This window comes from Paeniglutamicibacter sp. (assembly GCF_046714615.1).
GTDB lineage: Bacteria > Actinomycetota > Actinomycetes > Actinomycetales > Micrococcaceae > Paeniglutamicibacter.
Genome location: NZ_JBKKAP010000008.1, coordinates 61345 through 84404, shown reverse-complemented (window position 1 = coordinate 84404; position 23060 = coordinate 61345). Strand labels below are relative to the sequence as shown.

Annotated in this window: 21 protein-coding genes; 19 read left to right on the top strand and 2 right to left on the bottom strand. The window is 56.6% G+C overall.

Annotation, left to right across the window (positions count from 1 at the left end; all coding sequences use genetic code 11):
• Nucleotides 1–76 precede the first annotated feature (76 nt).
• Nucleotides 77–1327: a THUMP-like domain-containing protein gene (locus ACLQ7E_RS00820; protein WP_411730626.1), complete on the bottom strand. Its 1251-nt coding sequence runs from the start codon at nt 1325–1327 to the stop codon at nt 77–79.
• 403 nt (nt 1328–1730) lie between these two features.
• Here ACLQ7E_RS00820 and ACLQ7E_RS00815 point away from each other — a divergent pair, with 403 nt between their 5' ends.
• From ACLQ7E_RS00815 to ACLQ7E_RS00730, 18 genes are all read left to right on the top strand, one after another.
• On the top strand, nt 1731–3617 hold the full coding sequence (locus ACLQ7E_RS00815) for a polysaccharide biosynthesis protein (protein ID WP_411730625.1): 1887 nt from the start codon (nt 1731–1733) through the stop codon (nt 3615–3617).
• Between the two features lie 18 nt (nt 3618–3635).
• Entirely contained in the window at nt 3636–3779 is a 144-nt protein-coding gene (locus tag ACLQ7E_RS00810) for a polysaccharide biosynthesis protein (protein WP_411730624.1), read from the top strand.
• Nucleotides 3776–4060, top strand: a complete 285-nt coding sequence (locus ACLQ7E_RS00805; protein ID WP_411730623.1) for a polysaccharide biosynthesis protein — start codon at nt 3776–3778, stop codon at nt 4058–4060. Before ACLQ7E_RS00810 ends, ACLQ7E_RS00805 begins: the two co-directional genes overlap by 4 nt.
• Nucleotides 4061–4146: 86 nt before the next feature.
• On the top strand, nt 4147–5283 hold the full coding sequence (locus tag ACLQ7E_RS00800) for a DegT/DnrJ/EryC1/StrS family aminotransferase (protein ID WP_411730622.1): 1137 nt from the start codon (nt 4147–4149) through the stop codon (nt 5281–5283).
• On the top strand, nt 5280–5906 hold the full coding sequence (locus ACLQ7E_RS00795) for a sugar transferase (protein ID WP_411730621.1): 627 nt from the start codon (nt 5280–5282) through the stop codon (nt 5904–5906). Before ACLQ7E_RS00800 ends, ACLQ7E_RS00795 begins: the two co-directional genes overlap by 4 nt.
• Nucleotides 5896–6573, top strand: coding sequence for an acetyltransferase (locus ACLQ7E_RS00790; protein ID WP_411730620.1), 678 nt, complete (start codon nt 5896–5898; stop codon nt 6571–6573). Before ACLQ7E_RS00795 ends, ACLQ7E_RS00790 begins: the two co-directional genes overlap by 11 nt.
• Entirely contained in the window at nt 6570–7784 is a 1215-nt protein-coding gene (locus ACLQ7E_RS00785) for a glycosyltransferase family 4 protein (RefSeq protein WP_411730619.1), read from the top strand. The genes ACLQ7E_RS00790 and ACLQ7E_RS00785 overlap by 4 nt, the downstream gene beginning before the upstream one ends.
• Nucleotides 7785–7792: 8 nt before the next feature.
• The gene (locus ACLQ7E_RS00780) at nt 7793–8845 is read left to right on the top strand and encodes a polysaccharide biosynthesis protein (protein ID WP_411730618.1); all 1053 of its coding nucleotides are present in this window, start codon (nt 7793–7795) and stop codon (nt 8843–8845) included.
• Nucleotides 8842–9936: an NAD-dependent epimerase/dehydratase family protein gene (locus ACLQ7E_RS00775; protein WP_411730617.1), complete on the top strand. Its 1095-nt coding sequence runs from the start codon at nt 8842–8844 to the stop codon at nt 9934–9936. The genes ACLQ7E_RS00780 and ACLQ7E_RS00775 overlap by 4 nt, the downstream gene beginning before the upstream one ends.
• A gap of 1 nt (nt 9937) precedes the next feature.
• Nucleotides 9938–11065 carry a non-hydrolyzing UDP-N-acetylglucosamine 2-epimerase gene (gene wecB, locus ACLQ7E_RS00770; RefSeq protein ID WP_411730616.1) on the top strand — a complete coding sequence of 376 codons (1128 nt, stop codon included), beginning with the start codon at nt 9938–9940 and terminating at the stop codon, nt 11063–11065.
• Entirely contained in the window at nt 11058–12311 is a 1254-nt protein-coding gene (locus tag ACLQ7E_RS00765) for a hypothetical protein (protein ID WP_411730615.1), read from the top strand. Before wecB (ACLQ7E_RS00770) ends, ACLQ7E_RS00765 begins: the two co-directional genes overlap by 8 nt.
• Nucleotides 12312–12476: 165 nt before the next feature.
• Complete coding sequence (locus ACLQ7E_RS00760) at nt 12477–13847, top strand: hypothetical protein (RefSeq protein ID WP_411730614.1); 1371 nt, start codon at nt 12477–12479, stop codon at nt 13845–13847.
• On the top strand, nt 13844–15136 hold the full coding sequence (locus tag ACLQ7E_RS00755) for a lipopolysaccharide biosynthesis protein (RefSeq protein ID WP_411730613.1): 1293 nt from the start codon (nt 13844–13846) through the stop codon (nt 15134–15136). The genes ACLQ7E_RS00760 and ACLQ7E_RS00755 overlap by 4 nt, the downstream gene beginning before the upstream one ends.
• A gap of 72 nt (nt 15137–15208) precedes the next feature.
• Complete coding sequence (wecB, locus tag ACLQ7E_RS00750; RefSeq protein WP_411730612.1) at nt 15209–16282, top strand: non-hydrolyzing UDP-N-acetylglucosamine 2-epimerase; 1074 nt, start codon at nt 15209–15211, stop codon at nt 16280–16282.
• A 65-nt stretch (nt 16283–16347) separates the two neighbouring features.
• Nucleotides 16348–17664, top strand: a complete 1317-nt coding sequence (locus ACLQ7E_RS00745; RefSeq protein WP_411730611.1) for a nucleotide sugar dehydrogenase — start codon at nt 16348–16350, stop codon at nt 17662–17664.
• 41 nt (nt 17665–17705) lie between these two features.
• A complete protein-coding gene (locus tag ACLQ7E_RS00740) occupies nt 17706–18317 on the top strand; it encodes a DapH/DapD/GlmU-related protein (RefSeq protein ID WP_411730610.1) in 612 nt (203 codons plus the stop codon).
• The gene (locus ACLQ7E_RS00735) at nt 18314–19411 is read left to right on the top strand and encodes a DegT/DnrJ/EryC1/StrS family aminotransferase (RefSeq protein ID WP_411730609.1); all 1098 of its coding nucleotides are present in this window, start codon (nt 18314–18316) and stop codon (nt 19409–19411) included. Before ACLQ7E_RS00740 ends, ACLQ7E_RS00735 begins: the two co-directional genes overlap by 4 nt.
• Nucleotides 19411–20397 (top strand): Gfo/Idh/MocA family oxidoreductase, encoded by a 987-nt coding sequence (locus ACLQ7E_RS00730; protein ID WP_411730608.1) that lies wholly within the window; start codon nt 19411–19413, stop codon nt 20395–20397. The genes ACLQ7E_RS00735 and ACLQ7E_RS00730 overlap by 1 nt, the downstream gene beginning before the upstream one ends.
• A 173-nt stretch (nt 20398–20570) precedes the next feature.
• Here the strand turns inward: ACLQ7E_RS00730 and ACLQ7E_RS00725 are convergent, their stop codons facing one another.
• A complete protein-coding gene (locus tag ACLQ7E_RS00725) occupies nt 20571–21167 on the bottom strand; it encodes a low molecular weight phosphatase family protein (protein WP_411730607.1) in 597 nt (198 codons plus the stop codon).
• Nucleotides 21168–21407: 240 nt separating this feature from the next.
• Between ACLQ7E_RS00725 and ACLQ7E_RS00720 the strand changes: the two genes are divergently transcribed.
• Nucleotides 21408–23045 (top strand): polysaccharide biosynthesis tyrosine autokinase, encoded by a 1638-nt coding sequence (locus ACLQ7E_RS00720; protein WP_411730606.1) that lies wholly within the window; start codon nt 21408–21410, stop codon nt 23043–23045.
• Nucleotides 23046–23060 lie beyond the last annotated feature (15 nt).

Here is a 23060-nt window from a genome sequence, read left to right as displayed (position 1 = left end):
TTGGCGCGCTTGACGCCACCGTCGAGGTTCGGCGGTGTTTTTGTCGTTCAACAGGGTGTTCGTGCGCTCACACCACCTACACGGGCTCGACCTCGATGGCGTAGCGCTGTTCGCCAACCCGGGTGAGGATCAGGGTGGCCTTGTTCTTGGCGTCGCGCCCGGTACCCGCCAGCAGGATCTTGCGCAGTTCCTCCGGGGTGACATCCATGCCGCGTTTCTTGATGTCCAGCACCCCGATTTTTTCGGCCTTGACCCAGGCACGGAGATTTTTCACGTGGTAGGGACGGACGGCCAAGACCTTGTAGGCCTTGGCCAGTGGGGTTTCAACGGGCTCCGCCGTGCTGAAGTAGGCGATGCGCGGGTCGATCAGGTGCCCGCCGGTGGTCTTGAGCAGTTCGTCAATGAGACCTGCGCGGATCACGGCGCCATCGGGTTCGTAGATGTAGGAATCGATTTCGCCCACCGGCACGTCCCCGCGCAGCGCCGCGTCGGGGTCGAAGTCCACGGAACTGGTCAGCTCGGTGGCGCCGTGTGCGGCAATGACCAGGGCAGCACGGCGGATCCCGGGGCGCGCGAGCGGCCCGAACCAGAGTGCGGCCTCCGTGACGTCCCCGTTGATCGAAACCCATTGGACCTCACATCTGGCGGGTACCGCTTCATGGGGAAGTCCCGGGCCCATTTTCACGCCCACGGCCAGTCCGCGGTCAGCCAGGGACTCGACGAAGGACAGGGGAGGGCTGAAGGCCTCCGGGTCGAAGATCCGCGAGGTGCCGGAGGTGTCCGTGGTGCGGCGGGCAGGGTCGAGCCACACCCCGTCGAAGCCGGTCAGGTCGAACTCTGTGGCGTCCGCGTTGACGACGGTGGCAGTTGGCCACGGCATGAGGTTCAGGGTGGCTGCGGCCGCGGTGGTCTCGTCCATCTCAACGGCGGTGACCTCGATGTCGGCGCTGGCCAACGCAAGAGAATCGGCTCCAATGCCACAACCCAAGTCGGCAACCTTCTTGATCCCGGCACGGGTGAATCGCCGTGCGTGGAGCCCTGCGAGCTTGAGTCGCGTCGCCTGTTCCAATCCGGCCTGGGTGAAGACCATGCGGTCGGCAAAAGGGCCGAATTTGGTCCGGGCCTTGGAACGGAGTTGGGCCTGCTGGACCACCGCCGTCACCAATTCCACCGGGTGGCCGGCCTTGCGCAAGGACAGGTTGAGGTTCAGGGCCGCTTCCTTGGTTCCGGCGGCGGACGGGTCCACCGAGTTCAGCAGTTCCCACCCCTGGGGTGTCAACAGGATTGCCAGCTGGGATGCTGCGGCTTCGGAGCTTTGATTTGCCATGGGTTCAAGACTAGCTGTCTGAAGGGGAGATGCTTCGTATCGGCCGTGTTACCCGAGAAGCTAGTCTTCCGGGGGAGAAGAGGAATGCTTAGCAGCCCCATTTTCCGACTCGTAATATTTATGGTGTCCATCACGCGCCGCTGGCTGGGAATATATATACTGACCGGAGCAAAGTTTCGCGAAATGACAGGCAAATTACCGACCGGTCTTCCTGAATGCTTCATATATGGCGGAGCGATTCATCGATAATTGACTGGTCACGGAAATCCCTAATGCTTGCGTAAGGAGGACAAGATTTCTAAATCGGTGCTCAACGTTGATACTCTCAGCCTGTTCGCGGGAATCATTCTCTCGCGGACAAGGCTGATTTTTGGGCCGAGCAACTTTTTTCTGGGGGAAATAGATGGATTCTGAGTCAGCGCGCGCGACAGCTACAACTGTTTCGGAAGCGCCGCGGTGGAATCCGCCAAAGGCCAAGGGACCTTGGATTCGAAACCGTCACGTCACTATTGATCTATCCGCGTGGATCGTTGCACTTTGCCTTGCCACAATCTTCCGCTTTGAACTTAGCCTGACGGAATTCAACCTCGTACCAGTCCTATTTGTCGGACTTGGCGCAGCGGTCCTGCACCTTTTCCTAGGTTGGATTCTTGCGCTGTATAGCGGGCGCTTCACCTACGGAACATTTGAAGAAATTCGCGTCCTCGTTTACGCGGTTGCGCTGGGCGGTGCTGTCGTGAGCATGGCGCTATTCGCGTTCGGAACAGACTGGGGTGTGCCGCGCAGCATTGGGCTAATTGGTGCACCGATCGCACTCCTGTTCATGTGTGGTGTCCGATACGTACAGCGCGTAGCCAGCGAACGGCACCTCCGTCCTGGCGATACGGCATCACCGACCATTATCTATGGGGCCGGTTACTTGGGTGAGACACTTGTGCGGCGCATGCTGACGGACTCCAACACCATCTATCGCCCCGTTGCTTTGATCGATGACGACCCCGCCAAATCAAACCTCCAGGTTCGCGGCGTTCAGGTCATGGGAAGGCTAGATTCCTTGGCCGAAGTGGCGGCTAAGACAGGTGCGGTCGAACTGGTCGTTGCCATCAACTATGTGGATGCTGCACTAGTTCGTTTGATCTCAGACACAGCTGCTGAGGCTGGCCTGAATGTTATGGTCCTGCCGCCACTCAATGACGTGCTCGCCGGTAAGACCAAGCTCTCGGACTTGAGAGACCTTTCCATCGAGGATCTCATTGGTCGGCACCCGGTCGATACCGAAGTTGAGTCCATTGCCGGTTACCTTGCCGGCAAGCGAGTCCTCGTCACCGGAGCCGGCGGCTCCATCGGGTCCGAACTGTGTCTGCAGATCAGCAAGTTTGCTCCTTCGGAACTGATCATGCTGGATCGAGACGAGACAGGCCTTCAAGGTGCCCAACTTAGAACTGCTGGACACGGGCTCCTACATACGCGAGACGTCGTTCTTGCAGATATTCGCGATACCGAAGCACTGCAGAAGATCTTCGAGGAACGACGCCCGGATGTCGTATTCCATGCTGCCGCGTTGAAGCACCTACCAATGTTGGAACAGTACCCAGATGAAGCATGGAAGACCAACGTTCTTGGCACCCTAAATGTATTACGCGCTTCACAATCTACCGGCGTAGCGACCTTCGTAAACATCTCTACTGACAAGGCCGCCAACGCAAGCAGTGTTCTGGGTCATTCCAAGCGAGTCGCGGAAAAACTTACAGCATGGATGGCGAGTGCAACCGGCAAACCTTATCTTTCGGTCCGATTCGGGAACGTTATCGGCAGCAGGGGTTCCATGTTGCCCACTTTCCGTTCGCTTATCGCAGCAGGCGGACCTCTCACCGTGACGCATCCGGAGATCACTCGTTACTTCATGACGATCCCAGAGGCATGTCAGTTGGTAGTCCAGGCAGGCGGTATCGGACGGGCAGGAGAAGTCCTCATACTGGACATGGGAGAGCCAGTGAAGATTCTCGATGTGGCCCAACGCATGATTGAAATGTCGGGTAAGGAAATTGAGATCGTGTTCACTGGGCTGCGCGAGGGAGAAAAACTCCACGAGGAGCTCATTGGATATGGGGAATCGGACAGTCGTCCCTTCCACCCACAGATCTCTCATGCCGATGTCAATCCGATGTCTCCGACTTTACTAACCAAAGCAGTTTGGGAGACCCGTCTTCGTACGGACCGTTCCACATACATGCGAGACAAGATTGATGTCACCCGAAATTCTCCCTCCAAAGCTGAAGCAAGCGAGTAACCGGTAGTTACCCGCCATGTGGTGCTGGCAAATATTCGTGGAAAAGAAGGCTTGCGCCAGATTTTTGCCGAACGAAGGCAGGAGGTGATGATTCATGCTGCCGCTCGCAAACATCTTCCAAAGCTTGAGCAATACCCTCTGACACGACGCCAAACATCATGACGTTTCCTCTGGCCTGCAAGCTAGTTAGGCGGGCTGGCGGTAGCAGTAGTTTGGGAGAAGTGTTGATCATCGAAGTAGGTGAGCCGTTTCAGATTCTGGATGTTGCGCGGCGTATGATCGAGAAGTTCGGTAAAGACATTGAGATTGTCTTCACCGGGCTTCTCGAAGGCGAGAAATTGCATGAGGAACTTGTAGGATTTAAAGAGAACCTTGAATGTCGTTTTCGCCCCCAGATTTCGCACACTAGGGCTGATGCGAATTCACCCGACCGACTGGATTAAGCCGGTTGGAAGGCACGAATGTTGAATACTCAAAGTACTGATGAATCCGCGTGTGGTACGCGGCCGACCACGGAGCGCGTCTAACTGTGAACGAACGTATTTACATGTCTTCTCCCGATGTGGGGGAGCTGGAAGAAGAAGCCGTCCTGGCGGCCATGCGTAGTGGATGGATTGCACCACTAGGTCCCGATGTTGATGCTTTTGAAGCTGAACTGGCTGAACGTGTTGGTGTATCCCATGGCGTAGCTTTGAGTTCGGGGACCGCAGCACTGCACCTTGGTCTGTTAACTCTCGGCGTAAAACCAGGTGATGTTGTGGTCACTTCGACTATGACTTTTGCTGCAACAACAAATGCGATTATGTACACGGGAGCTGAACCGTACTTCATTGACTGCTTGCTCGAGACTGGCAATATGGATCCAGAACTGCTGCGGCGAGGGCTGATTCGTCTGACAGAAGAAGGCCGGAGGGTGGCCGCGATTCTGCCTGTGGATCTGTTGGGCAAGGCCGTTGACTACACGAGCATATTGGCAATTGCTAGAGAATTCGAAGTGCCAGTTCTTTCGGATGCTGCCGAGTCTCTTGGCGCAACGCACCAAGGGAGAGCTGCGGGTAGTTTCGGAGCAGCATCGGTGTTTTCCTTCAACGGAAACAAAATTATGACCACCTCTGGAGGCGGCATGCTGATGACTAATGACGAGGATTTCGCTAATCACGTCCGATATTTGGCAACGCAGGCCAGGCAGCCAGTGGTTCACTACGAACACGCCGATGTTGGTTACAACTACCGTATGAGCAACTTGCTTGCTGCGCTGGGACGTGCACAGCTCAGCCGGCTGGATGAAATGATTGCGAAACGTCGGACAGTACGGAACTTGTACAAGGAGCTGTTCTCAAAGATCGAAGGGGTTGAGATTTTCGGTTCCGTAGCCGACGAAAACGACAATGTGTGGTTAACGGCAGTGACAATTAATGATTCGATCGCAGGATTCAGCCCAGCCGATCTCTCCGCAGCGTTGAGCCAGCACAATATCGAAAGCCGCCCGCTATGGAAACCTATGCACTTACAACCCGTATTCTCCAAGTATCGTGGCGAATTTACTGGAGCAGCGGAACAGCTATTTAGGACTCATCTGACGTTACCCAGTGGTTCTGCCCTCAGTAGGGCACAATGCGAATCGGTTCTTGACAAGATTGTGGACTTCGTCGGGGAGCGTGTATGAGTACGCAACATGGACAGTACGATGTGGCTAAGCGCTGTATTGATATCCTCGGAGCGGCAGTTGGACTTGTGGTCCTTTCACCGGTCATCGCTGCAACAGCTGTAGTCGTGCGTGTAAAGCTCGGTTCGCCTGTGATGTTTGTACAAGAACGCCCTGGACGAAACGGCAAAGTCTTCGAGCTCTATAAGTTTCGGAGCATGCTGGATATTGATATATCCAAGGGACTAATCGCTGATGAGGACCGACTTACCTCTTTCGGTAAGATATTACGCTCAACAAGTCTTGATGAGTTGCCATCCCTGGTAAATGTGTTGAAAGGGGATATGAGCTTAGTTGGTCCTCGCCCCTTATTGGTTGAATACCTGGATCGTTATAGCTCGGAGCAATCACGCCGTCACGAGGTGAAACCCGGCGTCACTGGTTTAGCTCAAGTTCGAGGCCGCAATGCCATTGAGTGGGATGAGAAACTCGCACTCGATGTTGAATACGTTGTCTCGCGTTGTCTCCTACTTGACATCAAAATCCTATGGGAGACCGCGCGTGCCGTAGCGATTCGTGAAGGTATCACTCATGACGGACATGTGACGATGAATAAATTCGAGGGTAACACCTGTGCCAATTGATGCAGTACTTATCGGCGCGGGAGGCTTCGGTCGTGAAGTACTGGATGTAATCGAAGCCCATAATCGCGTACACGGAATCGACTCAGAAGAGCGTATCCGAATTCTTGGCGTTGTGGACGATGCACCGAGTGAGCTGAATCTTAAGCGACTTGATGACCGTGGCTATTTACATTTGGGAGGTATTTCAGAGCTTCTTAGAGAATACCCTTCTGGTAGATACCTGCTGGGTGTCGGAGATCCCAATACCAAACGTAAAATTGCTGAAGCGTTAGAGAAGAGTGGGTGGTCTCCAGTCACCGTTATTCATCCAAATGCTGTCATTGGATCTGTCCAGGGGATAGGACAAGGATCAATCATTTGCGGTGGTGTTCAACTCTCCACGAATACACTTCTGGGCCGCCATGTACATCTGAACCCAAGTGTGACTATCGGTCACGATGCTGTCTTGAATGATTATGTTTCGGTCAACCCCGGGGCCATTGTATCCGGCGAGGTTACTGTGGGGACCGGCACACTTATAGGCGCTGGAGCAACTATCCTGCAAGGGCTAAGTATCGGAGACCGGGCATTGGTTGGGGCGTGCGCATGCGTAACTCGAAAAGTAGATAACGAAATACTGGTTGTCGGCGTCCCCGCGCGTCCGCACTTGGAAGTGAGTGGTTCGTGAAGATTCTGATCGTTTCCCAGTACTACCCGCCTGAGGCAGTGCCGATTCCAGATGATCTGGCGCGAGGACTTGCGGATCGTGGCCATTCTGTCAGCGTCCTCACAGGATATCCGAATTATCCGCAGGGGAAGGTGTTTCCTGGGTACCGTCAGCGTTGGCGAGGGCATGAGCGGCATGGTGAAATCGTACTCATTCGGGTTCCGCTCTATGCAGATCATTCTCACAGTGCAGCAAAGCGCATGCTTAATTACATGTCGTTTGCGCTGAGCGCAGCCACGTCGCGATGTGTCGCGAGAGAAGCAGATGTCATTTACGTGTATGCGACACAAATGACCGCCGCGTTCGGCCCGTGGCTCTGGAGGGTCACAGGCGGCCGGCCGTATGTTCTGCACGTGCAAGATCTGTGGCCCGATTCGATCGTTGGGTCGTCTATGGTGTCGGGCAGTGGGTTGGGGCGTCTCGTGTCTGGAGTGCTCAGACCGTGGCTTCGGACCGCTTATCGGCGTGCCGCGGCTGTAATCGGTATAGCACCGACGATGGTGTCGACTCTGATCTCGCGAGGGGTGCCCATTGATCGCGCCCACCTCATCTACAACTGGGCTGATGCCGGTGGTGCGATCAACGCGCTGCTACCACCTGTGGACGGAACGCCGCGTGCCGAAGTGGTCTATGCGGGAAACGTAGGGGAAATGCAGGATCTCGATACCGCAGTACGGGCGGTCCATGCAGCGGCTGACGCTGGAGTTTCGCTGACCATTGTCGGAGACGGTGTTGCTCGCGAGGAGCTACGCGAACTGGTCACGGAACTTGGTGCCGCAAATGTGCGATTCAAAGATCCAGTGCCGCGCGAAAGGATGCCTGAAATCTACGCGAAAGCCGACTACGCGCTCGTTTCGTTAAAGAACATGCCGGTGTTCCACGGAACGATTCCGTCGAAGTTTCAAGCGGTTCTCGCAGCGGGCGTGCCCGTGATCACAACCGTACAAGGCGACGTGCGGGAAATCGTCGACGAGATGGGTGTTGGCTTCACAGCTGATGCCGAAAGCGTAAGCTCATTGGCGGCTACTTTTCGAGCTGCCGCCGCGCTCACTGCTAGGGAGCGCGAGGAGATGTCGCATCGTGGGCGAGATCTCTATGACACAAAGTTCTCCCGAGAATCGGGAATCTCAAGGATCGAAGAAGTGCTTGCCGAGGCAACGAAGGGAAAGTGAAGTGCACGATGAGTGATTCATACGGAGGAGCGCGAGTACTCGTAACTGGCGGAACCGGTTCATTCGGACATACCGTGGTAAAAAAACTGCTCGACCGGGATGTTGCTGAGATCCGCATCTTTAGCCGTGACGAGGCGAAGCAGGATTTCATGCGCCACGAGATCAACGACGATCGGTTGAGATTCTACGTGGGCGATGTCCGCGACTTCGACAGTGTCGATCGGGCGTCGCGGGATGTCGACTACATATTCCATGCTGCCGCACTAAAGCAAGTCCCATCTTGCGAGTTTTTCCCGATGGAGGCAGTGCGCACGAATGTAACGGGTAGCGAAAACGTCGTCCGGGCAGCCGACCACCATGGGGTAAAGAGTGTCGTGTGTCTCAGTACCGACAAGGCGGTGTACCCAGTGAACGCAATGGGCATGTCGAAAGCGCTCATGGAGAAGGTTGCCCAGTCGTACGGCTTGAACAACCCCAACACTGATACGACCGTCTCATGCGTTCGGTACGGGAACGTGATGTATTCTCGTGGATCTGTCATACCGCTGTTCATCCGACAAATCAAAAGCGGAAAGAACATCACGGTGACCAACCCCGAGATGACGCGCTTCATGATGTCCTTGGCCCACTCGGTTGACTTGGTCGAGTTTGCGTTCCGCAATGCGCAGCAGGGGGACCTCTTTGTCCGCAAGGCCAAGGCGTGCTCAATTGGGGACCTTGCGCAGGCGGTGTTGAATCTGTTCCGCTCGGATGCGAAGGTTGAAGTGATCGGAACTCGCCATGCCGAGAAACTGTCCGAGGCGCTCGCAACACGTGAGGAGCTCTCACGTGCCCGTGACATGGGAGACTACTTCCGCGTTGTTGCTGACAACCGCGACCTAAACTACAGCGTCTACTTCGAAGAGGGCGATGTGACCCAAAGTCACTTCGAGGACTACGACTCTCACACAGTGGATCAAATGTCTATCGTTGAGGTTGAGGAACTCCTGCTCACACTGCCAGAGGTACGGAAAGAACTGCAGCTTGCTGGCCTTCCCGCGGAGGTGGCGTCACAATCATGAGCCGATTTGCGGTCACAGGTTCACGGGGCTTTCTCGGGTGGCACCTCCGTGCGGGAATCCGGGAATCAGGTACGTCAGTCGACGGGATACCTGTCGGAGAAGCCTTCGATCTTGAGCAGGCAACCGGTGCGATCGATGGCAGCAGCCGCGCCATTCACATCGCCGGTGTGAATCGAGCATCGGATGAGGCAGTCGCCGAGGGCAACATCGGCTTTGCCGATCAGTTCGCGACCGCACTTCGGGCGGCTGACAATCCCCCTCCGATCGTGGTTTATGCTAACTCGACACAGGCGACGAACGGATCGGTATACGGTGAGGCCAAAGCTCGTGCGGGTGACATTGTTGCCGCCGCAGCTTCTTACGTGGGTGCGGAGTTTGTAGACCTGCGCCTGCCAAATCTGTTCGGTGAGCACGGACGTCCCTTCTACAATTCGGTTACTGCGACCTTCAGCCATCTCATTGCGAAGGGGGAAAGCCCGACGGTGGAGAACGACAAGATGCTTACGCTCCTTCACGCGCAGAACGCGGTAGACCTCCTTGCGGGTTTTGTGCCGATCGATGCGCTTTCGGCGCTCGAACAGCAGGAAACAGTCTCTGGCCTAGTGAGTCGGATGCAGGGATACGCGGACCTTTACCGTAACGGTGAGATCCCAGACGTCGCTGATGAATTTGATCGAGATCTTTTCAATACCTACCGCTCCTTCACATTCCCGAGCCATGCGCCGATCAGGCTGACCCGCCACGCTGATCCGCGCGGTTCCTTCTTCGAGATCATCCGATCGCATGGCGGGCCCGGCCAGTCTTCGTTCTCGACGACTGTGCCTGGAGTGACACGTGGCGATCACTTCCATCGGCGTAAGATCGAGCGCTTCACCGTGTTGCACGGGCGAGCAAGAATTTCGCTACGGCGATTGTTCACCGATGAGGTGATCTCGTTTGACGTCTCCGGAGACGTCCCGAACGCTGTCGACATGCCAACGATGTGGTCACACAACATCACCAACATCGGCGATGACTTGCTTTATACGTCCTTTTGGACAAACGAAATTTTTAATCCAGAAAACCCCGACACGATTGCCGAGGTAGTTTAATATGGCCGAAAAACTCAAGGTGATGACTGTTGTCGGCACCAGGCCGGAGATTATCCGTCTGTCCGCAACGATCAAGTTGCTCGATGAGCACACCGATCAGATACTCGTCCACACGGGACAGAACTACGATTACGAGCTTAATGAGGTCTTCTTCGAAGATCTCGGGCTGCGCAAACCTGATTACTTTCTCAACGCTGACACGTCATCGCTGGGCGCTGCGTTAGGGTCGATCCTCACTAAGACCGAGGGGGTGCTTCGCGAGGAGGCTCCGGATGCCTTCCTTGTGCTGGGCGACACCAACAGTTGCATCTCAGCGGTGATCGCGAAGCGAATGAAAATTCCTGTGTTCCACATGGAGGCGGGCAACCGTTCGTTCGACGAAAATGTTCCGGAAGAGACGAATCGTCGCCTCGTGGATCATGTTGCTGACTACAACCTCGTCTACACCGAGCACGCTCGGCGCAACTTGCTCGCCGAGGGATTGCATCCCTCAAAGATCCTCCTCACGGGTTCGCCGATGCGAGAGGTGCTCGAGCAGAACAGGCAGCAGATTGACGCGAGCGATGCTGTCCAACGGATGGGCCTGACCAAAGGAAACTATTTCCTCGTGAGTTTGCACCGCGAAGAGAACGTTGACAACCCCGCACGTCTGCGCTCAGCCATTGCTTCCCTCCAGGTCTTGCGAGAAAAGTACAAGGTACCGGTGCTCGTATCGACTCACCCGAGGACTCGTAATCGGATTGAAGAGCTCGAAGATGTTGAAGCTGTAAGGGGGATCACTTTCCATCCTCCGTTCGGCTTTCACGACTACAACAAGCTGCAACAGGACGCGAAACTGGTGCTCTCAGACAGTGGGACTATCAGTGAAGAATCAAGTCTCCTCGACTTCCCCGCCGTGACGGTGCGGGACTTCATCGAACGTCCCGAAGCCTTGGACGCTGGCGCGATCATTACTACTGGACTGACCCCGCAGGCCGTGCTTCAAGCCGTGGAAGTGCGATTGAGCGTATCGAATCTCGCCTCTTCACTTCCATCCGGTTACGAGATCGATGACACTGCCTGGCGTACTACGGCATTCCTTTTGTCGACGGCCCATTCACACCGAGCACGATTGGGACTCCATGACTGAAGAATTGAAGGTGGAGGACGCTGGATCCGACAGCCGTTCCGATGCACGAACAATTATGACGAGTGCATGGCGATTGTCAGTGCCAGACACCGTTTCTGAAGATTCGCCGTTGCTCGTGATTCCAACAGTGCACCCTCGCGGTGACCGGCGGATTGTTCGATGCGCGCAGGTCGCGCTGGACGCGGGCTTCCGCGTGCATTTCTTATGGCTCGGTAGAGGCGAATCGAGTCTCGATCCACTTGCCGGTGAAACCCTCTTTCCAGAGCCCCAGAACGCGACTGAGCGTATCCGCATGGTTCCTCGTATTGCGAGGCGTGCGGCCCAGCTCGGCGGACATATGTGGCATATCCACGACTTTTACTTTTTGGGTGAAGCGAAGCGATGGCGACGCAAGAGCGGTCGTGCAGTCTTGTACGATGTCCACGAGTACTACGGGCGGTACTACGCGGGTAAGGTGCCTGCGCCGACAATCGTCCAAAGGCTGATCGCAGGGGCAATCGAACGATATCAGGTTCGTTCGGCTAAGAAGCTCGGTGCTGCAAATGTAGTTACTGAAGAGATGGCGGTGTCTTTCCGAGCGTGGGGTGTGCCGGTTTCCGTATCTCCGAACTATCCGATGTTGTCACAGTTCGGTGATCTCCCATCGGTTACGTTCAGCGAGCGTCGGTGGCGAGTACTGCACATCGGGACGCTGAGTCGAGAGTATGGAACTGAGCTCTTGGTCCAGCTCGCGGCCCGATCACTGCAACGCGAACTCCCCTTTGACTTCACGGTGTTGGCGCGATTCCCTTCGCCTGGCCACGCGCAGGCTTTCGAGGAGCTCCTCGCCAGGGTAGGGGCACCTGTTAACCTGAAGCTTGTCCCCACTCGTCCTACCCATGAAATGCCTGGACTTCTGGCCAGCGCGGGTTTTGGTCTGTCTTTGTTAGCGCTCGACGGACAGAACGAGTCCGCAGTACCTAGCAAGAATTACGAGCACGTCATGGCCGGTATGGTGGATGTGGTGACTGACCGTGCTGCCCAGCGCCAGTTCGCCGAATCTTTTGCGGTGCATGTGAGTGGGCACGCTGACGATGCCGACGCGATGCTGGATCAAATGATCCGTCTAGCTGAGGACGCCAGCGGAACTGAAACCGAACTTACCGAGAAGGCGGGGAGCGCTCGTAATCACTTCACGTGGGAACGCGCCGTCGAGCCCGGTCTTCGAGCGATGCTGCTCCAGCTGTCTAGTAAAGGACCGGAATGATTTGGGGGAGCGCGAATGCTTCGTAACGACTCAAATGCGCGCTCTAAAGCTGGGTGCGGTCGATCATCGCTCCTGTTATCCGGCTCGACTCAATCAAACTTGAGAGATACTGCGCGGCTACCTGAGGGGCCGTCGAGTTCCGTCTTGTTACGGCAGCTCGTACGCGTGGCGCTGATTGTGTTTTCCTTGTTCGCGTATGTCTCGGTGCTTGAGTATTCCTATCGTGACATCGTCGCACCTCGGTTCGGATATCTAGGTTACATTTACCGCGAGCCTGATGGCTTTTGGCTCTCGTTGGGCTTTGGAATGATGGTGCTCACTGCTCTGCTCCTCCCTCGCCTACTCTCGCGTGGGTCACACGTCGTGGTGTGGATGCTGTTTGTAGTTGTGCTGGTTCCAATCGCGCAAATCCCATACTTTGGGAGCTCCCTGGCACCGGCCCATGTTTTCGGGTACTCAACGTTCGCGGCCATCCTGCTACTCGTCACTAGCCGTCTGAGTGGGACCGCCATGTTTCGCTCGATCGTGCCGTTGGCTTCGGGACGCAGCACAGCGTTCTGGCTCGTGTTGCTAGTGATTTCGGTGACCACTTACAGCTTCTCATTCGCGGTATTTGGATTTCGACTCGAAATTATGTCTGTATTCGATGTTGCGAGCACCAGACTCGAGTATCGAGATGAGGTGGCGCCCAATGTGCCGCTTCTCGGCTATCTTGTTTCCAACCAAGGAAACATTATTAACCCGCTGCTGATCAGTATTGGGGTAGCGCGTCGGCGCTGGTTGTTAGTCGCCGCAGGTACGTTCGGTCAGCTGTTGCTTTATTCGGTAACTGGGTATCGAACCGCGCTACTGTCTATCGTGGTCTGCCTGATGGTCAGTCTGATTCTTCGGAAGCGGAAGTCGATCTGGGGCGGTGCACTGCTCATGGGAACGATGATCCTCGCGTGGGGATCGGTTGTTATCGATCGATTCTTCGCGCTTGGGGCTGTCGACCTCATAGTGAACCGGATGCTCATCACTGCGGGGCACCTGACCCCCCACTATCTTGAAGTATATGCAGACAAACAGTGGCACTACTGGGCGTACTCCTTCCTAGGTTGGATAGTTGAGGATCCCCACGAACTTTCGCCAGGTTTCTACGTGAGTGTCATCGCGTTCGGTCGCCCGGACATCCAGTCGAACGCAAACTTGTTCGCCGACGGTTACGCGAACCTCGGATATGTTGGGGTAGCGATCGAAGCATCGTTCCTCGTGTTCGTCCTGCTCTTGATTAACAGCGCCTCGCGGGGACTGCCGATGCAGATCGTATTGCCGACGCTGATCCTACCTGCCTTTGCGTTGTCCAATGGCAGCCCCTTCACAGCGTTCCTGAGCTTTGGCTTCGCACTGGCGGTCGTCATGTTTGCTCTCATGCCAAGGGACGTAGCACTCGCTCCTAGAGGAGCGAGAAAGTCAGATGGTCGAGTCCGCATCGCCGATGAATCTGGCTTAGTGGAATCGACTGCGTTGAGCCAGCAGAAGGGGAAGTCGCGGTGATTTTCGCCTCGCGGCTCCATGCCTTCTTCGCCGGCAGGGAAGTGAGAGGTGCTTCGGCGCTCGCACTCAGTTCAATCGTCGCACAGGGAATAGCGCTCATGGTGACGCCGTTGTTGTCGAGGATTTACGCGCCCGAGGCATTCGGATACCTGACGCTTATCGTGTCGGTTACAGGAACGTTAACTCCAGCCGTTGCGCTTCGGTTGGAGTCGGCGCTCATGCTGCCTCGTAGAGACTCAATCGCGACGGCACTGCTTGTTCTCGGTCTCATCGCGGCGGCGCTGATTAGCGTGTTTGCCATAGTCGTGCTGGAAATCTGTTTCGCGATTGGATGGCTTACTCCGATGGCCAACCTGCCAGGGTTTGCCTTGTGGGTTGGCGGGATCACGTTTCTTTCGGGGGTGTTCATTCTCCTGGGTCAGTTCGCCCTCCGCGGTCGTCAATACGGCGCAGTTGCGGCACGTAACGTGACGCAGGGTACGACGACAGTGCTGGCGCAGCTTGGCTTTGCCTATACGTCGACTTCAGCGAGCGGGCTGGTCATCGGTTACTTCATCGGCCGAGTCGTAGGCGTAATACCACTGTTGAAATCCGTTCGTTCGCGGCTTCGTCGGTTCGATGGCTCGGATATTCGAAACGGGATTCGCCGTTACCGCTTGTTTCCCCTGTTGTTTGCACCTGCAGCATTGCTCAACGCCGGCGCGCTGGCTGCTCCGATCATAATTGCGGGACTTTGGTTTGAAGTCTCGGATGCCGGCCAATTTGGTATGGCTGAGCGGATCCTTGCTGTTCCATTAGTGATTGTGGCGGCGGGGCTCGGTCAAGTTGTTGAGGCCCGTCTCGCTCTTCACTATCGGGAAAGGCGCGCTGGAAGCGTTCGATACTACATGCGAGTTTCAGTATTTCTCGCAGGTTTTAGCGTGGTGGTGGGAATCGCTGTTTGGATTGGAGCTCCTGTATTGGTGCCGTTCGTGCTAGGTGTGGAGTGGCGCGAAACTGCGACGATCATGCAATTGCTCATCCCCATGTTGGTGACCCGTTTGATAGCGAGCCCGATGAGTAAGGCGATTGTCGTTATCGGGTGGGCGCGGAGAAATTTCGCACTCGACATTGTGCGAGCTCTGCTGATCGCCACGGTTCTGCTGGGGTGTTGGTGGTTCCGTGCGCCGCTCGAAACGATGGTCCTTTGGACATCTCTGGCATTTGCGTTAGTTTACACAGTCACGTGGTTCGTTGGGTTAGTAGGCGTGCGTCAGCTGGATGCGCGGACAGATGTGCCGTCTGGATAGGCGATGTTTATTCTGGCTTACCAACGAAATTCTTGACGAACTGAGCCGTGGAAGGAGGGTAAGCTACCTACCATGAAGATCCTCAGTGTCGTCGGTGCGCGCCCACAATTCGTCAAACTTGCCCCTATCCATAGTGCGACATTGGCTGCGGGCGTCGAGCACGTGATCGTGCACACGGGTCAGCACTATGATCCGATGCTGTCCGACATCTTTTTTGAAGATCTTGGAATCGGTGTCCCAGACGTTCACCTTGGTGTTGGGAGTGGTTCGCATGGTGTGCAGACTGGTGCCATGCTGGCAGCATTGGATGCCGTGTTTGATGAGCACCGCCCCGACTGGGTGCTTGTCTACGGTGACACGAATTCGACCGTTGCGGCAGCGCTCAGCGCAGTGAAGATGCATATTCCGGTCGCGCATCTTGAGGCTGGATTGCGTAGCTTCAACCGTCGGATGCCTGAAGAGCACAACCGGGTGATAACCGATCACGCCGCAGACCTCTTGCTCGCTCCGACCCAGGTTGCTGTTGAACACCTCGCGCATGAGGGGCTGGCCGAGCGCACGGTTCTCGTTGGTGACGTAATGACGGACGTGCTATACGTGACCCGTGACAAGGTTGCTGCGGCGCCGTCTCGGCTACTTGCCGAACTAGGACTCACTGCTGGTAGCTACTACTTGTCGACGATACACCGGGCAGAGAATACTGATGACCCTGCACGTCTCTTAGAGATTGTTAAGGGTCTGGCAGAACTCGACAAGCCAGTTGTTTTGCTGGCGCATCCGCGGGTCGTAGCGAAGGCCGCAACACATGGCATTGAACTAACGCAGGGTTCACTTATCGCTCACCCGCCGCTGGCGTACCCGGATCTCATCGCCGCTGCACTTGCGAGTGCGGGAATTGTAACCGACTCTGGGGGGCTTCAAAAGGAAGCCTTCCTGCTGAGGGTTCCATGCACCACTGTGCGAACTGAAACTGAGTGGGTTGAAACCGTCGAGCTGAAATGGAACGTGTTGGCGAACTCCGCGGAAGAGATCGCGACCGCTGTCACCCGCCCTCGTCCGCCGGAAACGCATGCCGCACCATACGGGGACGGTGACGCTGCGACGCGAGCCGTTCAAACACTGCTGAGCAAACGCGTCACTGGCTAACTCACTTTGGTAACACTTGAAATCTAAAGTTCCTGGCCAGCATTGATCTTGATAGAGTTCAAGTCATGCGTATTGCCGTCATTGCCTTGGGTAAAATCGGGCTTCCACTTGCTGTCCAGTTCGCCGACTCCGGTCATGACGTCGTCGGTGTGGATGTGAATCCCCAGACGGTCAATTTGGTGAATGAGGCCACGGAGCCGTTCCCGGGCGAGGCGTTGTTACAGGAAAAGCTATCTGCGCTAGTGCCCGCTGGGCGGCTGCGTGCGACGACGGACTATGCCGAAGCGATCCCCGATGCCGATGTGGTTGTTTTGGTGGTTCCACTATTTGTGAACGACACTACTTGGGAGCCAGATTTTGCGTGGATGGACGCGGCAACGGAATCGTTGGCCGCGCATCTGACGCCAGGGACACTTGTTTCATACGAGACGACGTTGCCGGTCGGGACCACGAGGGGTCGGTGGAAGCCGATGCTCGAAGCGGGTTCTGGATTAGAAGAAGGTAAAGACTTCCACCTAGTGTTCTCACCCGAGAGGGTACTCACCGGTCGGGTTTTCGAGGATCTGCGTAAGTACCCAAAGTTGATTGGTGCGCTTTCTGATGAGGGAGCTCGGCTGGCCCGCGACTTCTACGAAGCAGTGCTCCAGTTTGACGAGCGCCCTGATCTCGTCCGTCCTAACGGTGTTTGGGATCTTGGTTCAGCAGAGGCATCCGAGATGGCGAAACTTGCCGAGACGACTTACCGTGACGTGAATATCGGACTGGCGAATCAATTTGGGATCTTCGCAGCCGAGAACGGGATCGACGTGTATCAGGTGATTGAGGCGTGCAACTCGCAGCCGTTCAGCCATATTCACCGGCCAGGGATTGCTGTTGGCGGACACTGTATCCCTGTCTACCCGCGCTTGTATCTGTCGACCGACCCGGATGCTGACATTGTGCGCACCGCACGGTTGTTGAACGCCTCGATGCCGGAGCGACTGGTGAAGCAGGCCGAAGGGGTGCTCGGATCTTTGGAGGGGCAGCGGGCCGTCGTGCTGGGGGCCTCCTACCGCGGTGGAGTCAAGGAGACCGCCTTTTCCGGTGTCTTCCCGACGGTCGAGGCATTGCGCGAGCGCGGTGCGATAGTCAGCGTCCATGACCCGCTCTACAGTGATGACGAACTGCGTGGCCTTGGGTTCGAACCATACGTGCTTGGCGGCGAAGCTGATCTTGCGATTTTGCAGACCGACCACGAGCACTACCGAGACCTCACTCCAGCGCAGTTGCCAGGTGTGAAGCTCCTGGTCGACGGACGTAACGCCACGGATGCCTCCCAGTGGGCCGGCACACCTAGAATCGTCGTTGGAATGGCATCCGTTCGCGTCAGCACAGACGCTTAATCAAATGTAGCCAGACCTTTTCTTGATCGGAGTCAACCATCGTGACTAACCCTTCTTCTGTACGAATCGTTGATTCCGCTGATGTTTCTGCAGATGCGGTGATTGGTGCCGGCACGTCGGTGTGGCATCTGGCGCAAGTGCGTGAAGGCGCGAGGCTTGGCGCCAACTGTATCGTCGGGCGTGGCGCATATGTGGGCACAGGCGTTGTCATGGGTGATAACTGCAAGGTTCAGAATTATGCGCTCGTCTATGAGCCCGCGCGACTCGCTGACGGGGTGTTTATTGGTCCTGCGGTGGTGCTGACCAACGACACGTATCCGCGCGCAATCAATCCCGATGGCACGATTAAAAGTGCGCATGATTGGGAGCCGGTTGGGGTGACCATCGAGCGTGGTGCGTCGATTGGTGCACGCGCGACGTGTGTGGCCCCGGTGACCATTGGTGCGTGGGCGACGGTCGCCGCAGGTGCGGTCGTCGTGAAGGATGTACCCGCATATGCGCTGGTGGCCGGGGTTCCGGCACGGCGGTTGGGGTGGGTCGGCGAAGCCGGGCATCCCCTTGTCGCGGGCGAAACACCAGGGGACTGGGTATGCCCGGTTACTGGTAAGCGTTATACAGAGTCTGATGGAACTTTATTCAAGGAGAACGTGTGAGCGAGTTCATTCCCCCTGCGAAGCCAATTATTGGTGATGATGAACGGGCTGCGGTTGATCGGGTGATGCGATCTGGCATGGTCGCTCAGGGGCCAGAAGTAGCGGCTTTCGAGACCGAGTTCTCGGCCCACTTCGTCCCGGGCCGCCCATCGGTTGCGGTCAACTCGGGTACAGCCGGGTTGCACCTAGGCTTGCTTGCGGTCGGTCTCGGGCCAGGGGATGAGGTGATTGTGCCATCATTCACGTTCGCAGCGACGGGGAACTCGGTGGCGCTGACCGGTGCAACACCGGTTTTCGTGGATATTGAGCCAGACACATTCAGCCTTGACCCTGTAGCTGTTGAAGCGGCGATCACCTCGAAAACCCGTGGAATCATGCCGGTGCACCTATATGGGCACCCGGCACGAATGCATGAGCTTCAGGCAATTGCAACGAAGCACGGAGTCGCACTCTACGAAGATGCTGCCCAGGCGCACGGTGCGATGTTGGATGGTCGCCCGGTGGGATCGTTTGGTGCGTTCGCGATGTTCAGTCTGTATCCGACGAAGAACATGACCAGCGGCGAGGGCGGCATGGTCACCGCAGCCTCCGAGGAGATCGCTCGAAAAGTCCGGTTGTTGCGCAATCAGGGGATGGAACGGCAGTACGAGAACGAGATCATTGGTTTCAACGCCCGGATGACCGACATCCATGCGGCGATCGGCCGGGTTCAGCTGACCAAGGTTGATGCCTGGACGAAGACGCGGCAGGCCAATGCGGCGTTCCTGAATGCGAACCTGCAAGGCGTGACCGTGCCCCCGGTGGTTGATGGTGCGGTACATGTGTATCATCAGTACACGATCCGGGTTCCGGAGGGCCGGGACGGGTTCGTTGCTGCACTCAAGGCCGAACACAACGTGGGCGCGGGAGTATATTACCCGATCCCAAACCACCGCCTGCCGTCCCTTGCCCCGTACGCCCCCGGCTTGGACCTGCCGGAGACAGAGAAAGCGGCCCGCGAGGTCGTCTCCCTCCCAGTTCACCCGTCGCTCACCCAGGATGACCTGGAACGTATCGTAACCGCCGTAAACACTGTGGTAAAGGCAGGAGTCTGATGTCAGTGCTTCGCGCGGGTCTGCTCGGAATTGGCATGATGGGCCGCCACCATGCCCGGGTATTGCGGGAGATCGACGGAGTCGAACTAGTTGCGATTGCCGACCCAGGTGGCGACCCCCACGGGGTCGCCGGGGACCTGGACATCCTGCCCAATATTGACTCACTGATTGCAGCAGGCATTGATATCGCCGTGGTGGCGGTGCCGACCGCGTTCCACGAGGAAGCCGCGTTGAAGCTTGCCGCGGCTGGTGTGCATACGCTGGTTGAGAAGCCGATCGCGCATTCGCTGGAAGCGGGGCAACGCATGGTTGATGCGTTCCGTGATGCGGGCTTGGTTGGTGCGGTGGGGCATATTGAACGGTTTAACCCCGCGTTGCAGGAGTTGCGTCGGCGAATCGAATCGGGCGAGTTGGGTGCCCTGTATCAGGTGCAAACTCGCAGGCAAGGCCCGTTTCCAGCCAGAATTTCGGATGTTGGGGTTGCCAAAGACCTCGCGTCCCATGACGTTGACCTTACCGCCTGGGTGGTGCAATCCGAGTACGAATTCGTGTTCGCGCAGACCGCGTTCAAGAGCGGCCGTGAGCATGAAGACATGATCGCGATCACCGGCCGAACCCGCTCAGGTGTGATCGTGAACAACCTCGTGAACTGGCTCAGCCCGATGAAGGAACGCCTCACGGTCGTTACCGGTGAGAAGGGCGCCTTTGTCGCTGACACCGCCACCGGTGATCTCACGTTCTATGCCAACGGCACTATCCCGTTGGAATGGGATTCCGTGTCATCCTTCCGTGGTGTTTCCGAAGGCAACATCACCCGGTACGCGTTCGCTAAGCGCGAGCCACTGCGCGTCGAACACGAGAACTTCCGAGACGCCGTCCTTGGCTTGCCCTCCGACATCGTGACCATGGAACAAGGCCAACGCACCCTTCTCGTCGTCGAAACTGCACTCCAAGCGGCGCGCGAAAGTATTGTCACGAAACTCTAAGGATTCGCTGATTATTTAGCTGGTGTGTCGCCGGTTCGGGGGACTGATTCCAGTGCCCAATGACTGAGCATCAAGCGCATGCCAATGATGTAAAGCTGATCAGTGTTTGTCGTCCAGAAGGCGTTGGTGCGACCAGTCTCGAGTGGGCAATACTGCGACGACTTATCCGATCACTACTCGGCCGCGTGAAAGGACTCGAAGCTAACGATTAACCTGAGAGCGGGTAGCAGTTCCTCAACCATCCGCTCGTACACTGGATCGCTTTGACGATACGGATCAATGACATCAAGGTTTCCTTCCGACTTCGCTCGCGCCACGTGGCGCACCAGCTGGGCCTTGTTCAGCAATGCCGCCCAACGTGTATCCACGGTTGTCGAGTCCTTTCCCTTGGGCAGTGTGCTGTCTGGCAAGGCTGCCAACTCGCCCAGCACGGTAGCAAATTCTCGAACAGTGTATGTTCGCTTGAGCAGTCTTGGGCTCATTGCCACGATGTTGCTTCGGTGCTCATCGGTCAAGGCAAGTATTAGGTCGTTGCCGTTTGCAATGTCCTCATTTAGTTGCCTTGCGACGAATTCATCGCTTGCGACGCCGACTTCACGTAGCTTCATCGAGGAACGCTCATCCATTTGATGTCCGACCAACGCGTGAGCTCCGGCGCTTCGAATCGTGAATGACCCGGGAGAGACGCGATTTAGCTCGCTCTGAAGAAATAGCTCGGCATAAGGTGAACGGCAAATGTTGCCGGTGCAGACTGTGAGGATCCTGATCATGATTTGATCATAGTCAATCGGGCGAGTCTTTCCTCGAATGCAATGAGTGAGCCGTCCCAGCTATGCCATGCGGGTGTTCGGCTGCCGACCCTGAATGGATGAATTCACGGGTGCCTGACGCGATGATAATCTCGCGCCGTCAGGTGCCGAATGTCCAGAGTTTGCATCAATTCCAGCTAAGATTGAAATAAACTCATCAAAGTCTTTTCGACTGCGCACAACTTACTGGGAGCAATATCAGTGGAACAGCTTGAAGAAAATGTAGCGGACGGCCCGGACTTAAGGCAATATCTGCGAGTACTGCGCACATTTTGGCGGAGCATCTGCAGCATTGTCCTAGTTGCCGTCATCTGCGCATTTAGCTGGTCGCTTACGCAGCAACCGCTTTACGCGGCGTCAGCCTCCGGGTTAGTTGTCGCTAGCGGTGCAGACACCGCGGCACTGGCCCTCTCCGGCGACAGCTTGGCGAAGTCACGTGCCATCAGCTACCAGAGCATCGCGGCGACCCGCACAGTTGCCGAGCGAGTCCGAGATGAGTTGAAACTCGATGCAACTGCCGAGCAACTTCTCGGACAGCTCAGCGTTGAACTGCCTACCGGCACCGCCGAGGTGCGGTTGAGCATCACCAATGGCGACCCAGTTCTGGCGCAAAAGACCGCAAATGCATGGGTTGACTCTCTGGCCGAGCAAGTCAAGGAAATTGAGTCCGGCTTTGTCAACGGATCATCAAAAGCTGATTCCATCGTTCAATTCGTTCCACTCGTGGATGCCGAAGTTCCGACGTCGCCGGTATCTCCCAACACCAAGCTCGCCCTAGTTCTCGGAGCAATGCTTGGCCTCGCCATAGGAATTGGATGCGCAATGCTGCGGAATCACTTGGATCGCCGGGTTCGCTCCGTGGAGGATCTGGAGAAACTGGGCTCCTCGGTGATCGGCACAATTCCATTGGATCCGCGATTGGTGAACAACCGCGCGACCGTCGAAACCGGCGCCTTGGACCATGACGATCGTGCCTCGCACCCGTATGCCGAGGCTTTGCGTGAGCTTCGTACGAACCTTACCTACGTTGATGTGGACAAGCCCGCACGGGTCATCCTCGTAACGTCATCGGTCCCAGGCGAAGGAAAGTCTTCGGTTGCTGCAAACCTGGCGATCGCCATTGCCTCCACGGGGCGTCCTACGATACTTATTGATGCAGATTTGCGTCGTCCCGTAGTCACCGACGTCTTTGGTCTTCCTGGAGGCGCCGGACTCACTGATGTGCTCAGCCACCACGCAACGCTGGATGACGTCCTGCAGCCCTACGGACCCATTCCAACGTTGTCGATCCTTGCGGCCGGCCGGATCCCACCGAACCCGTCAGAGCTTCTGGGGTCCCAAGCCATGCTTTCCTTGCTTGAAGACATGAGCCGCGATGCATTGGTCCTTATCGATGCACCCCCGCTCCTACCTGTTACGGATGCCGCAGTATTGAGCAACTTTGTCGACGGCGTCCTGGTCGCAGTAAAGGCGGACTCGACATCCACGGATGAGGTCGCAAAATCGTTGAGCAACCTGCACAAGGTTGGTGCAAGGGTTCTGGGGTTCGTCCTGAACCAGGTCCCGACCAAGGGAGCGTCAGCTGCCAACTACGGCTACTACGGCCAGTACTACTACGCCGCCGAGGAACCCCAGACGGGTAAAGCGAAGAAGGCCAAGCCGAGTCGCCGACTGAAGAATGCGGTTCCGGTACAGGCGCCTATGCGCAGCCTAGAGCCCCAGACCGCGGCTTATAGCGACGCTGATGGCTATGCCTCAGAGGCTACGCTCATACCCATCGATGCGGAATTCGATGACGTGCTCACCACGCGATCTGGAATGCGCCACCTGAGGCGCTAATCCGCTCAACAAGAA